We start from the raw sequence: 13130 nt of genomic DNA on the forward strand, positions 1-13130 counted from the left end.
TTCGTTTCTTGCGCCCCGTTCTAGCCGGATTTGCCCGTCCCGTCACGGGGATTGTCGGCAGTTCTGGCACGCGGCTTGCGAACGGGTTTTTCCGGTTCCTTCTTCTGCGGCACCAGGACCAGCCCGATGGCACCCGCGAAGATGGCGATGTCGGCCACGTTGAAGCTGTAGGGGTTCTGCCATCCGGGCAGCGACATGTTCAGGAAATCCGCCACTGCACCGTATAGCAGGCGATCGATCACGTTGCCCACCGCGCCGCCGATCAGCAGCCCCGCCGCAACGCGGGCAAAGCGCCCGGCATCGGCGCGCCAGATCCAGATCCAGACCCAGGCCACGATGGCCAGCGCAACCGCGATCAGGAGCCATTTCGTGACATCCGTGTCCGAGGCCATCAGCCCGAAATTGATGCCTTGGTTCCAGGCCATGCGCAGGTTCAGCCAAGGCGGCATCACGTCGATTTCGCGCACGCGGTCCAGTTGCATCACATGGACCACCCAGTACTTCAGCGCCTGGTCCATCACGAAGATGAACGCGGCCACCCAGGCCACCAGACGCATGTCCGTGCGGGCAGGGGGCGCAGGCTTTTTGGGCGCGCGCGGACGCCGCGCCTTGGGCGCCGGTGCGGCCCCGGGGGCCGGCGGATCGAGGGGCAGTTCCTGCTGCATCAGTGCCGGAAATGCCGCTGGCTGGTGAAGACCATGGCCAGGCCAAGGCGGTTAGCGGCCGCGATCACCTCGTCGTCGCGCATGGACCCGCCGGGCTGGATGACGGCGCAGGCGCCGGCTTCCGCCAGGGCCTCGATCCCGTCGGCGAAGGGGAAGAAGGCGTCGGATGCCACCACCGCGCCGATGGTCAGGGGTTGGGCAAGGCCAAGCGCCTCGGCCATGTCCTCGGACTTGCGGCGACCGATGCGGGTGCTGTCCACGCGGCTCATCTGGCCCGCGCCGATGCCGACGGTCGCCATATCCTTCGCATAGACGATGGCGTTCGATTTCACGTGCTTGGCGACGGTCCACGCGAACAGCATGTCGCGCAGTTCGGCGTCATCCGGCTGGCGGTCGCTGACGACCTTCAGGTCCGGCAGGCCTACATGGCCGTTGTCGCGGCCCTGTACCAGAAAGCCGCCCGCGACCTGGCGGAAGGACAGCCCGCCCGCTTGCGGATCGGGCAACCCGCCGGTGGTCAGCAGGCGGAGGTTCTTCTTGGCGGCGAAGATGCGTTTCGCGTCCTCGTCCGCAGCCGGGGCGATCACGACCTCGGTGAAGATCCTGGCGATCTCCTCGGCGGTGGGGCCGTCGAGTACCTGGTTCAGCGCGATGATGCCGCCAAAGGCCGAGGTGCGGTCGCAGTCGAAGGCCCGCTTGTAGGCCTCAAGGGCGGTCGCGCCCCGTGCCACGCCGCAAGGGTTGGCGTGCTTGATGATCGCGCAGGCCGGGCCTTCGGCCGGGTCGAATTCGGCGACCAGTTCGAAGGCCGCGTCGGTGTCGTTGATGTTGTTGTAGGACAGTTCCTTGCCCTGCCACTGCTTCGCGGTGGCGACGCCGGGGCGGTTTTCCCCGGTGACATAGAAGGCCGCGGACTGGTGCGGGTTCTCGCCATAGCGAAGCGGCTGGGCCAAGGTGCCCGCAAAGGCGCGGCGGCGGGGCGTTTCCTCACCGATGGCGCTGGCCAGCCATGTGGAAACAGCGGCGTCATAGGCGGCGGTGCGGGCATAGGCAATCTGCGCCTGCCGCTGGCGGAAGGCCAGCGTGGTGCGGTCGTCGTTGGCGTCCAGTTCCGCCAGCAGTGCGTCATAATCCTGCACGTCCACGATCACGGTGACAAAGCCGTGGTTCTTGGCCGCGGCGCGGATCATCGCCGGACCGCCGATGTCGATGTTCTCGATGCAGTCGTCGTAGCCTGCGCCCTTTGCCACCGTTTCCTCGAAGGGATAAAGGTTCACGACCAGCAGGTCGATGGGGCCGATGCCGTGGGCCTCCATCGCGGCCAGATGTTCGGCATTGTCGCGCAGCGCCAGCAACCCACCATGGACCGCGGGATGCAGCGTCTTGACGCGGCCGTCCATCATCTCGGGGAAGCCGGTCACGTCCGCCACGTCGATCACCGTCAGCCCCGCCTCGCGCAGCGACTTTGCGCTGCCGCCGGTGGACAAGATTTCGATCCCCCGCGCGTCCAGCTTGCGGGCGAAGTCGATCAGCCCGGTCTTGTCGGAAACGGAAATCAGCGCGCGTCGGATCGGCACGGGACGGGACATGGGGGCCTCGCATCTGGTTTGCGGTGCATTAGCCCCATGCGGGCCAAAGGTCCAGTGTCGCTGCCGGGGGCGCTTCGCCCCCCGGTCCCCCCGAGGATATTTGCACCAGGGTGAAGGAATGTCTTCATTCTGGCCCAAGTATCCCGGGGTGAATTGGCCGCAGGCCAAGAGGGGCAGCGCCCCTTGTCCTACCCCGCCTTGCGCAGCCGGGCCATGAAGAAGCCGTCCATCCCGCCCCGGTTCGGCCAGTGGTCGGGCCGCGTACGCAACCCGCCTTCCGGGGTAATCCAGTCCGGTTCGGTTCCAGGCAGATCGGGCGTCTCGACCGCCAGCCCCGGATGCCGGGCCAGGGTGGCGGCGACCTGCGCCTCGCCCTCGTCCGGCAGCAGCGAGCAGACGGCATAGACCAGCCGTCCGCCCGGCGCGATCAGCGACAGCGCGTGGTCGATCAGCCGCGCCTGAAGATCGACAAGGGCGGGAATTCCCGATCCGTCGCGCAGGAAGGGCAGGTCAGGGTGGCGACGAATGGTGCCGGTGGCGGAACAGGGCGCATCCAGCAGGACCGCGTCCAGGGGCGCATCGGGCCGCCAGTCAAGCGCATCCGCCGCGACAAGATCGGCCGACAGCGCGCAGCGGTTCAGGTTCTCGGCCACGCGCTTCAGGCGGGCGGGGCTGATGTCCACCGCCGTCACTTGCGCCCCCGCTGCGGCCAGTTGCAGCGTCTTGCCGCCTGGCGCGGCGCACAGATCCGCGATGCGTTCGCCCGGTTGCGGGTCCAGCAGGCGCACCGGCAGGGCGGCGGCGGCATCCTGCACCCACCAGTCGCCCGTGGCAAAACCCGGCAGGGCAGAGACCTGCGCCGGTCCGTGAATGCGCAGGGATCCGGTGGGCAGCGGTTCGGCCCCCTCGACCGCGACGCCGGGCTTTGGCGTCAGATCCAGCGGCGCGCCGGCCTGGTGGGCGGCCTCGATGGCGCGCGCGGCTTCCTCTCCATAGGCGGCGGCGACGGGATCGCGCAGCCAGCCGGGCATCGGCTGCGGCGGCAGGTCCGCCCAGCCCCCATGCGCCGCTACCTTGCGCAGCACGGCGTTGACCATGCCTGCCGCGGCCTGGCCCTTCTGGCCCAGCCCGCGCGTCAGGGTGACGGCCGCGTCGACGACCCCGTGGGCCGCACCCTCCAGCTCCAGCAGTTCGACCGTGGCCAGGCGCAGGATGTCGGCGACCTGCGGGCTGGGCTTGCGGCTGACATAAGCTGCAATGACCGCATCGGCGCGGGACTGGTGGCGCAGCACCTCGGTCGCGAGGCACGCGGCGCGGGCTTGGTCGGGCGGCGCCAGGGCCTTCAGCGCGCCCGCCTGATCCGACAGGGACAGCCCGTCCCGCACCCCGGCCAGCAGGCGCAATGCGCCCGACCGTGCCATATCCATGCCCCGCTTTGCCAAATCGCTTTCCTTCACCTAAATCTTGTTGGAAGACTGACCCCGACCCCTTACCCCCGGATGGGAGATCTTTCCATGAGCGAACAGCCTCCGATGGACCGCGCCGACCTGCCGCCCGCCGCGCAACGCGCCTTGGCCGAGGCCGCCGAGCGCCGCAAGGCCGCCGCAGAGGCCCAGCCCCTGCCCAAGGAATACGGCGGCCGCGACGGTCCCGAACCCGTGCGCTATGGCGATTACGAAAAGAACGGCCTCGCGGTGGATTTCTGAATGGACTGGCTGCGCGCGCCCGCCGCCCAGCAGGGCCGTGCGATCATGGCGGGTCTTCTGGATCCCATCGACCAGTCCGAAGCCTATCTGGCCGCGATCAAGGCCCATCCCGACGCCCGGCGCATCTATGCCCGCGTGACGGATGTGCGCGCCCGGTCCGAATCGGTCGCCGCCCATGACCGCGCCAAGCTGGAATTGCGGCGCGGGCTTCTGGACGGCGTGGCGATCAGCTGGAAGGACAATATCGACAGCGGCGGCACCGTGACCGAGGCCGGGTCGAAGCTGCTGGAGGGCCGCGTGCCCCGCAAGGACGCCATCGTGCTGGCCCGCGCATCGCGGCAGGGCACGATCTGCCTGGGCAAGACCCATATGACGGAACTGGCCTTTTCCGGCCTGGGGCTGAACCCGAACACCGCGACGCCGCCCAATGCGCTGGATCCCGACCTTGCGCCGGGGGGATCGTCGTCCGGGGCTGCGGTGTCCGTGGCGCTGGGGCTGGCGGCGGCGGCGATCGGGTCCGATACCGGTGGATCGCTGCGCGTGCCGGCGGCTTGGAACAATCTGGTGGGCTTCAAGCCCAGCCATGATTCGCTGCCCGAAAAGGGCGTCGTGCCTCTGTGCCGCAAGTTCGACATCGTCGGCCCCATCGCCCGCACGGTCGAGGATTGCGCCGAACTGTTCGCGCTGATGTGCGGGACCAGGGCGGCCGACCTGCGGGGCGCCGATGTCGCGGGGCGGCGGCTGATGGTTCTGGACGGTGTGCCCTTCGCCGATGCCGAGGAAGGCCCCGTCGCCGCCTTCGAGGATGCGGTGGACCGTCTGGCCCGCGCGGGCGCGCAGATCCAGCGCGTGTCGAGCGATTGGGTCGCCAAGGCCATGCCCCTGTCGGCGGCGTTGTTTGCGCCCGAAGCCTATGGCATCTGGCGCGCGCAGATCGAGGATGCGCCGGAACTGATGTGGAAGCCGATCCTGGACCGGTTCCGCAGCGGTGCGGGCGTCAGCGCCTCGGATTACGTCGCGGCCTGGGAAAGCCTGGTCCGCATCCGCCGCAAGTGGATCAAGGAAGTGGCGTCGGCCCATGACGCGATCCTGCTGCCCACCGTGCCGATCCTGCCGCCGAACACGGCACGGCTTATGGAAGACGAGGCCGAGTTCGTGCGCGCCAACCTTCTGACCCTGCGCAACACCCGCATCGGCAACCTTTTGGGCCTGCCGGTCTGCACCCTGCCGACCGGTCATCCCGCCTGCGGGATATCGGTCATGGGCCATGCGGGCCGGGATGGACATCTGCTGCATGTGGCAGCGGGGGTCGAGGCCGCCTTGGCCGTGGCCTGACCCGGGCGGGCAGGGGCCGCCTGCACCCCTTTCCCGGCCCGGGGCCAGTTCAACCCCAAGGATATTTTGCCACGGCGAGGGGGCCGGCTTTCGCTGGACGCAAGGGCGCGATCACGCTAATGTTTTCCGGTGATAAACGGGGCCGAAGACCCTGGAAGCGAGGCAGAATGGCGATACCCGAGCGGTTCTCGAACCTGCCGGACTATGCGTTTCCGCGTTTGCGGGCGCTGTTGTCCGGCATCGAGCCGGGTTTGAAGCACGGCGAATCCCCGACGGTCCTGACCATCGGAGAGCCGCGCCATGCCATGCCCGATTTCGTGGCCGGGATAATGGCCGCGAATATCGAGGGATTCGCGAAATATCCGCCAAACGAGGGCGTGCCCGGCCTGTTGTCGGCCATCGGCGACTGGCTGGGCGGCCGTTACGGCCTGGACGTGGCGCCCGACCGGATCATGGCGCTGAACGGCACGCGCGAAGGGCTGTTCAACGCGGCCCTGGCATTGTGCCCGGAACGAAAGAACGGCCAGCGGCCGGCGATCCTGATCCCGAATCCCTTCTATCAGGTCTATGCGGTCGCAGCCGCCGCCGTTCAGGCCGAACCCGTCTTCGTCCCCGCCACGCCCGAGACCGGAAACCTGCCCGACTATGCCGCGCTTGCGCCTGAAGTGCTGGACCGCACGGCCATCGCCTATCTGTGCTCGCCCGCCAATCCGCAGGGGGCGATTGCCGACCGGGATTACCTGGAACAACTGATCGCGCTTGCCGACCGGCACGATTTCCTGGTCTTCGCCGACGAATGCTATTCCGAGATCTGGCGCGACGCCCCGCCTCCCGGTGCCCTGGCCGTGGCGACCGACATGGGTCTGGCCGACCGGGTGGTGATCTTCAATTCGCTGTCCAAACGGTCGAACCTGCCGGGGCTGCGGTCGGGCTTTGTCGCCGGAAGCACGGCCAATATCACCCAGATCCGCCGCCTTCGCGCCTATGCGGGCGCGCCCCTGTCGCTGCCCACCCAGGCCGTCAGCGAGGCCGCCTGGCGGGACGAGGCGCATGTCGCGGTCAGCCGCGACCTTTACCGGCAGAAATACGAGATCGCCGACCGGGTGCTGGGCAACGTGCCGGGATACCGCCCCATCCAGGGCGGGTTCTTCCTGTGGCTGCCGGTCGCGGACGGCGAGGACGCGGCCAAGACCCTGTGGGCGCAGGCGGGGATCCAGGTGCTGCCAGGCGCCTATCTGTCGCGCGAGGTTGACGGGCACAATCCCGGCAAGGGCTTCATCCGGGTGGCCCTGGTCGCGGATGCGGAACAAACGGAACCGGCGCTGCAACGGCTGCGTGCGGTGCTGTATGATGGAATGACGGACGGGGAAGGCTAGGGACCATGGCAAGCTGGCAGGCAAAACACCGCGATCCGCTGTTCGATCAGTCCACGCAGGCGGCGCTTGAACGGCGCGGCAAGGAACTGCTGGGCGCGGGCCTGGTCACCGTCGGCATCCTGATCGCCGTGATGCTGGCAAGCTGGTCGCCCGAGGATCCCAGCTTCCTGTCGGCCACCGACGAACCTGCGCAGAACATGCTGGGCAGCTTTGGCGCCTATGTCGCCTCGCCTCTGATGATGATCGCGGGCCATGGGTCCTGGATGCTTGTCATCGCGGCGCTGGTCTGGGGGCTGCGCTTCATGCTGCACCGGGGCGAAGAACGCTTCATGCGTGCGCTGTTCACCCCCATCGCTGCGGCGCTTGCCTCGGTCTATTGCAGCACGCTGGTGCCGGGCGAGTCCTGGGAACAGACCTATGGCCTGGGCGGGCATTTCGGCGACATGATCATGGGCGCGATGCTGAACCTTCTGCCGGTCAAGGCGCAGATCGGGATCCGTCTGGCGGGGCTGGTCGTCGCGCTGGGAACGCTGGCGATGGCGGCCTTCGTCCTGGGCTTCGAGCGGAGGGAACTGCGCGTCTTCTGGCACCGCTTCGTGGTCGGGCTGCTGACGGCCTTTGATCTGGCGATGCGCGGCATCGGGCGGGGTGCCGCCGCATCGGCGGGGCTGAAGGGCCGCCTGGCCGCACGGCGCGAGGCCAGGGCCGGCGAACCGGCCCCGCGCGCGCCCGTCGTGGCCCGGCGCAAGCCGGCAGCCCCCGTCTTCGAGCTTGAGGAAGACCTGCCCGAACCCGAACTGATCGAGCGTGACGCCGACTATGACGGCGACGCCCCTTCCGCCGAGGAGGTCCAGGGCCGCATCAGCGACGCGATCCGCACCCGGTCGGGCAAGCCTTCGGTCCTGGCAGCCGTGGCCGCCCGCCTGTCGCGCGAAAATGCCCGCGAGCTTCCCGAGGAGCCCGCTGCCGAGACAGTCCCCGCCACCGTGCCGTCGCTGAAGAAGCCGGCCCCGCGGCGGCCCGCGGCGCCTTTGGCCGAACCGGACCTGCCGTTCGAGGAGGTGCTGAACACCTATGAACGCCCGCCGCTGGCGCTGCTGACCATGCCGTCGGCTAGCGATCAGCAGACCGTGTCCGAGGAGGTGTTGATGGACAACGCCCGGATGCTTGAGGCGGTGCTGGACGATTACGGCGTCAAGGGCCAGATCACCGAGGTCCGCCCTGGCCCTGTCGTGACGCTTTATGAACTGGAACCCGCGCCGGGCCTGAAGGCATCCCGCGTGATCGGATTGTCCGACGACATCGCCCGGTCCATGTCTGCCCTGTCGGCGCGCGTCAGCACCGTGCCGGGCCGCACCGTCATCGGCATCGAACTGCCCAATGCCCGCCGCGAAAAGGTGCTGCTGCGCGAGATCCTGGCCTCCCGCGCCTTTGGCGACGGCACGCAGCCGCTGCCCTTGGCGCTTGGCAAGGACATCGGCGGCGATCCGGTCGTGGCGAACCTGGCCAAGATGCCCCACCTGCTGATCGCCGGGACCACGGGGTCGGGCAAGTCGGTGGCGATCAACACCATGATCCTGTCGCTGCTGTATAAACTGACACCGGACGAATGCCGGCTGATCATGATCGACCCCAAGATGCTGGAACTGTCGGTCTATGACGGCATCCCGCATCTGCTGTCCCCGGTCGTGACCGATCCGAAAAAGGCCGTCGTCGCGCTGAAATGGGTCGTCAGCGAGATGGAGGAGCGTTACCGCAAGATGTCCAAGATGGGCGTCAGGAACATCGAGGGCTATAACGGCCGCGTCCGCGAGGCGCTGTCCCGGAACGAGATGTTCAAGCGCACCGTCCAGACCGGCTTCGATGAGGACACCGGCGAGCCGATCTTCGAGACCGAGGAGTTCAAGCCCGAGACCTTCCCCTATATCGTCGTCATCGTCGATGAGATGGCCGACCTGATGATGGTCGCGGGGAAGGAGATCGAGGCCTGCATCCAGCGTCTGGCGCAGATGGCCCGCGCCTCGGGCATCCACCTCATCATGGCGACGCAGCGCCCGTCCGTGGACGTTATCACCGGCACGATCAAGGCGAACTTCCCGACCCGGATTTCCTTCCAGGTCACGTCCAAGATCGACTCGCGCACCATCCTGGGCGAACAGGGGGCCGAGCAGCTGCTGGGCCAGGGCGACATGCTGTATATGGGCAACGGCGCCCGCATCACCCGCATCCACGGGCCGTTCGTGTCCGACGAAGAGGTCGAGGAGGTCGTGACGCACCTGAAATCCTTCGGCCCGCCGTCCTACAAGTCGGGCGTGGTCGAGGGCCCCGAGGACGAGGTGGCCTCGGATATCGACGCGGTGCTGGGCCTGGGCGGCGACGGCGGGGACGATGCGCTTTATGACCAGGCGGTGATGATCGTCGCCAAGGATCGCAAGTGTTCGACCAGCTATATCCAGCGCAAGCTCGCCATCGGCTACAACAAGGCCGCGCGGCTGGTCGAGCAGATGGAGGAGCAGGGGGTGGTGTCGGCGGCGAACCATGTCGGCAAGCGTGAGGTTTTGGTGCCGGAGGTGTAGCTTTCAGGACAATTTCTTCTCGGGGAAGGGAAATAAGTAGATTGCTTCCTTAACCAGATTGGGAAAGTTTTGACCCGCTGCATGACCCTTGGCGATGAAATTCAAGCGCGCTGCATAAACTGGGTTGTTGTCGCCCTGTAGTCTTTTCCTGCCAGTAAAGTGCCGGAGGGTGGCGTCGTAAGTTTGTCGGCCAAAATGATGAATTTCGGCTAAGAGACATTCAGGCATTTCATGAGAACGAAGATAGCTAACAGACTGCAAAATATCGTCGGGAGTAAAGATGTGTCTGGCTGGCTGGTGAATTTTTGCCATGCGCGTTGGGCTATATGATGGTTGGCGTTGAAGCTTAGCCGTAGCTACTAGAAAGTTCTCGCATATCGTCCTTGCTTGATAATAGGCTGCGTCAGGGTGAATGCCCGTGAGCCATTCGTTCTGTCTGCCCGTAAGGCCCCGCATCCGATAGGTGCGAAAATGCGCATGAAGCTGGCGTTCAAGAGTGATAGGATCTGCATCCTCTATTAAAACATCGAAGCGAAGGCGTTCTACTCCAAAAGTCCGGCAGTATTCTGAAAACCTGACACGTAGGTTTTCTGAACGACCATATTTGGCGTTTTGCGAGTTGACCTTGATGCAGCGGTCGCGTCGAGACAGATCCTTGTCGTTTACCGATATTAGTTCTTCGCCCAGCAGACGAACAAAATAGATCCCGGAACTGATGGAAATTTGTGGCAAAGATCCGATACCTTATCGTAGCTGGTTTCAGCTATCTTGCGGTAGCTTGCCTTCGCTGGCAACCGCCTGCCACAGCCGCTATACCCACCCCATGACCTTCTGGACCCTCCACCTCCTGAACACGCGCCACGCCCTGACGCCTGTCCTGGCCGAGATCCGGCAGGCCAGCCGGGATGCCGTGGCGCGGGTCTCGGATCATGTCGACCTGCCCGACTTCGATCTGGTCGTGCGGGCGCAGTCCGACCGCTCTGCCGATGGCGCGGTCCAGGGTCATTGTCCCGCGCCCGGCGTGGTCGAGATCGCGGTGACGCCCGACCGCTTCGACCCCGCGCATTTCACCCGCGCGCTGGTCCGGCAGATGGCGCATCTGGTCCGCTGGGAAGGGCCGGGCTATGGCAAGTCGCTGGGCGAGGCCCTGGTCAGCGAGGGGGTGGCGGGGCATTTCGTCCTCCAAGTGCTGGGTGGGCAGGCCGATGCGCTGGACAGCGTCAGGCCGGCGCAAGGCACCCTGCGGCAGGCGATGAACGAATGGGCGCGGCGGGATTACGACCATCCCCGCTGGTTTGGCGGCAAGGGCGACCTGCGCAAGGGGACGGGCAACAGCCTGGGCCATCGGCTGATCGCCGAGCATCTGGCGCAGGCAACCGGGGATACGGCCGCGTCGCTGGTGACCGCCCCTGCCGAGCCGTTCCGCCAGATCCTGCGCCGGATCGCGGCTGCCGAAGGCCAGGCCGAGGCGGAACCCTCAGAAGGCTGACGGGCGCGGGCTGCGGCCCATGGCCATCCAGCCGCCCATGGCCAGCCCGGCCAGGGCGCCGCCCAGATGCGCTTCCCAGGCGATCGACGGCATCAGCACGGTCAGCGCCACGTTCAGCACCACCATCACGGCCACGCCGCGCCAAAGCTGGCCCAGCGGGCGGCGGAGGCGCCAGCCGGTCACGGCGGCATAGCCCACCAATGCGCCCGCCAGTCCGAAGATCGCGCCGGATGCGCCGATCATCGGCCCGCCGTCGGGGGCCATCAGCGCAAACAGCAGCGCCGCCGCAACCTGGCTTACGGCATAGACCACGGCCATGCGCCGCGGGCCGATCAGCCGGTTCAGTTCCCGCGCAAGCGCCACAAGCGACAGCATGTTCATGGTCAGGTGCAGCAGCCCGGCATGAAGGAAGCCATAGGTGACGAAGACCGACACGACATGGCCGGGAAAAACCCCGTGCCCCGCCCACAGGATCGGCGACCAGAAGCCGCCGAAGATCACCAGGGCCTGCCCCACGATGGGATAGCCCAGAAAATCCGCCAGAATGGTCATCCCCTGGATCGCGCAGCACAGCACGATCACGGCCTTGACCCACCAGGGCAGCCGGGGAAGCGACGAGTCCCGAAGGGCGGGATGATCAGTCTGGGCCACCATCAGTCAGCCTTGATCTGGCGGGCCTCGGACACCAGCATGATCGGGATTCCCGCACGGATCGGGAATGCCAGTCCGGCCGCCCTGGACACCAGTTCCTGCCGCGCCGCGTCATAGGACAGGGTCGCGTGCGTCACCGGGCAGACAAGCGCCTCGATCATGTGGCGGTCGAAGGGGGGCGGGGTCTGGCTCATTGCAGTCGTTCCTCGTTGTCGCCGCCGTGCAGGGCGAATTCGATCAGCCCTTGCAGCAATTCGCGCCGGTCGGCCAGGGACGGGCTTTCCAGAAGCGCCTGCTTGTCGCCGGGTGAAAAGGGCAGGGCCATCGCCAGGGAGTTGATCAGCGCCTCGTCCGGGGCCTCGGCGGCGGCATCCCAGTCGGTCGAAAGCTCGTGCGCCTCCATGTAGCGGCGCAGCAGGGGGAACAGCACGTCGCGATCCAGGGATGGATCACCCTCGGACCCTTTCAGGTCGCGGCCGAAGGACGTCCAGTCCACCTCGGCCATCAGATAGGGGGTGAAACCCTCCTGCACCTCGGTCAGGCGGAACCGCGACACGGCCAGAAGCGAGATCATCTGCCGCCCGTCGTCGGTTTCGGAAAAGGCCACCACCCTGCCCGCGCAGCCGATCGCGGCCAGGCCTTCCCCCTCGGGCTGGATCAGGCCGATCAGGCGATGATCGGTCTTCAGCGCGTCGTCCAGCATCTGCAGATAGCGCGGTTCGAACACATGCAGCGGGATCCGCGCCCGCGGCATCAGCACGGCCCCCGACAGGGGGAACAGCGGGATGCGCGCGGGCAGATCGAAGCGGAACCGCATCGGATCAGGCGAAGATCATCGACGACAGGCGGCGGCGGCCCTTTTGAACCAGCGGATCGTTGGGCTTGAGGCTGTCGAAGATGGTGAACAGCTGCGCCTTGGCCGCGCCTTCGTTCCAGTCGCGGTCGCGGCGGAAGCTGTCCAGAAGGATGTCGATGGCTTCCTCGACCCGGCCTGCGGCGTGCAGGGCCTGCGCGTATTCCAGGCGCGCCGGCTGGTCGTCGGGGTCGGCATCCACGCGGGCCTGCAGGGCATCCAGGGGACCGGCCTTGGCGGCCTGGCGCGCCAGGTGCAACTGGGCGCGCGCGGCCTCGACCGGGGCGCTGGTCGCGGCAGGGGCCGGGATCGCGTCAAGCGCGGCCTGCGCGGCGTCAAGATCGCCTGCGGCCAGATGCGCGCGGACCACGCCGGCCCAGGCGTCGGCGCTGGCCGGATCTTCCTCGGCAATGGCGGCAAAGGTTTCGGCGGCGTCGGTGAAGGCGCCCTCGGCCAGCATCTGCTCGGCCGCGGCAAGCGCCTCGGCCAGGCCGCCGTCATCGCCCGACAGCGCCGCCAGCTTGTCCACGAACTGCTTGATCTGGCTTTGCGGGATCGCGCCCTGGAAGGCATCGACCGGCTGGCCCTGGAAGAAGGCATAAACGGTGGGGATCGACTGCACGCGCAGCTGCGCGGCGATCATCTGGTTTTCGTCCACGTTCACCTTGGCCATGCGGACGCGGCCCTTGTGGCGCGCGACCTCGGCCTCGAGCTGGGGTCCAAGGGTCTTGCAGGGGCCGCACCAGGGCGCCCAGAAGTCCACGATCACAGGCACCTGCATCGAGGCCTGCACGACCTCGGCCATGAAATTCGCCTCGGTCACGTCCTTGATGAAGTCGGTGGGCTTGGGTGCGTCGGTGGCCCCGTCGAACAGCATGGTCATGGATTTT

The 13130-nt window shown here is 67.1% G+C and carries 13 protein-coding genes; 5 read left to right on the forward strand and 8 right to left on the reverse strand.

Annotated features, from left to right (window positions below; genetic code table 11):
* Positions 1 to 20: 20 nt before the first annotated feature.
* The 3 genes from lspA to RAH32_RS10465 all read right to left on the reverse strand — a co-directional run bounded on the left by lspA (position 21) and on the right by RAH32_RS10465 (position 3681).
* Complete coding sequence (lspA, locus tag RAH32_RS10455; protein ID WP_306607842.1) at positions 21 to 665, reverse strand: signal peptidase II; 645 nt, start codon at positions 663 to 665, stop codon at positions 21 to 23.
* On the reverse strand, positions 665 to 2254 hold the full coding sequence (gene purH, locus RAH32_RS10460; RefSeq protein ID WP_306607844.1) for a bifunctional phosphoribosylaminoimidazolecarboxamide formyltransferase/IMP cyclohydrolase: 1590 nt from the start codon (positions 2252 to 2254) through the stop codon (positions 665 to 667). The genes lspA and purH overlap by 1 nt, the downstream gene beginning before the upstream one ends.
* A 188-nt stretch (positions 2255 to 2442) precedes the next feature.
* Positions 2443 to 3681: an RsmB/NOP family class I SAM-dependent RNA methyltransferase gene (locus RAH32_RS10465; RefSeq protein WP_306608196.1), complete on the reverse strand. Its 1239-nt coding sequence runs from the start codon at positions 3679 to 3681 to the stop codon at positions 2443 to 2445.
* An 87-nt stretch (positions 3682 to 3768) separates the two neighbouring features.
* Here RAH32_RS10465 and RAH32_RS10470 point away from each other — a divergent pair, with 87 nt between their 5' ends.
* The 4 genes from RAH32_RS10470 to RAH32_RS10485 all read left to right on the forward strand — a co-directional run bounded on the left by RAH32_RS10470 (position 3769) and on the right by RAH32_RS10485 (position 9247).
* Complete coding sequence (locus RAH32_RS10470; RefSeq protein WP_306607846.1) at positions 3769 to 3960, forward strand: DUF1674 domain-containing protein; 192 nt, start codon at positions 3769 to 3771, stop codon at positions 3958 to 3960.
* Positions 3961 to 5295: an amidase gene (locus tag RAH32_RS10475; protein ID WP_306607848.1), complete on the forward strand. Its 1335-nt coding sequence runs from the start codon at positions 3961 to 3963 to the stop codon at positions 5293 to 5295.
* Between the two features lie 167 nt (positions 5296 to 5462).
* Positions 5463 to 6671 carry an aminotransferase class I/II-fold pyridoxal phosphate-dependent enzyme gene (locus RAH32_RS10480; RefSeq protein WP_306607850.1) on the forward strand — a complete coding sequence of 403 codons (1209 nt, stop codon included), beginning with the start codon at positions 5463 to 5465 and terminating at the stop codon, positions 6669 to 6671.
* A 5-nt stretch (positions 6672 to 6676) separates the two neighbouring features.
* A complete protein-coding gene (locus RAH32_RS10485; RefSeq protein ID WP_306607852.1) occupies positions 6677 to 9247 on the forward strand; it encodes a DNA translocase FtsK in 2571 nt (856 codons plus the stop codon).
* Positions 9248 to 9250: 3 nt separating this feature from the next.
* Here RAH32_RS10485 and RAH32_RS10490 read toward each other — a convergent pair whose 3' ends face one another.
* A complete protein-coding gene (locus RAH32_RS10490) occupies positions 9251 to 9979 on the reverse strand; it encodes a hypothetical protein (RefSeq protein WP_306607854.1) in 729 nt (242 codons plus the stop codon).
* A 91-nt stretch (positions 9980 to 10070) separates the two neighbouring features.
* On the opposite strand from RAH32_RS10490, the gene RAH32_RS10495 reads away from it, so the two are divergent.
* Complete coding sequence (locus RAH32_RS10495; RefSeq protein ID WP_306607856.1) at positions 10071 to 10736, forward strand: DUF2268 domain-containing putative Zn-dependent protease; 666 nt, start codon at positions 10071 to 10073, stop codon at positions 10734 to 10736.
* Here the strand turns inward: RAH32_RS10495 and RAH32_RS10500 are convergent.
* From RAH32_RS10500 to trxA, 4 genes are read right to left on the reverse strand one after another with little or no spacing between them, the layout of a single operon-like run.
* Entirely contained in the window at positions 10725 to 11390 is a 666-nt protein-coding gene (locus RAH32_RS10500; protein ID WP_306607859.1) for a rhomboid family intramembrane serine protease, read from the reverse strand. The two genes, RAH32_RS10495 and RAH32_RS10500, sit on opposite strands and share 12 nt — an antisense overlap.
* Positions 11390 to 11581 (reverse strand): Trm112 family protein, encoded by a 192-nt coding sequence (locus tag RAH32_RS10505; protein WP_306607861.1) that lies wholly within the window; start codon positions 11579 to 11581, stop codon positions 11390 to 11392. Before RAH32_RS10505 ends, RAH32_RS10500 begins: the two co-directional genes overlap by 1 nt.
* Entirely contained in the window at positions 11578 to 12204 is a 627-nt protein-coding gene (locus tag RAH32_RS10510) for an LON peptidase substrate-binding domain-containing protein (RefSeq protein ID WP_306607863.1), read from the reverse strand. The genes RAH32_RS10505 and RAH32_RS10510 overlap by 4 nt, the downstream gene beginning before the upstream one ends.
* A 4-nt stretch (positions 12205 to 12208) precedes the next feature.
* Positions 12209 to 13117, reverse strand: coding sequence for a thioredoxin (gene trxA / locus RAH32_RS10515; RefSeq protein ID WP_306608197.1), 909 nt, complete (start codon positions 13115 to 13117; stop codon positions 12209 to 12211).
* Positions 13118 to 13130: the final 13 nt, after the last annotated feature.

The sequence above is a fragment of the Paracoccus yibinensis genome, assembly GCF_030846195.1.
In the GTDB taxonomy this organism is placed as follows: Bacteria; Pseudomonadota; Alphaproteobacteria; order Rhodobacterales; family Rhodobacteraceae; genus Paracoccus; species Paracoccus yibinensis.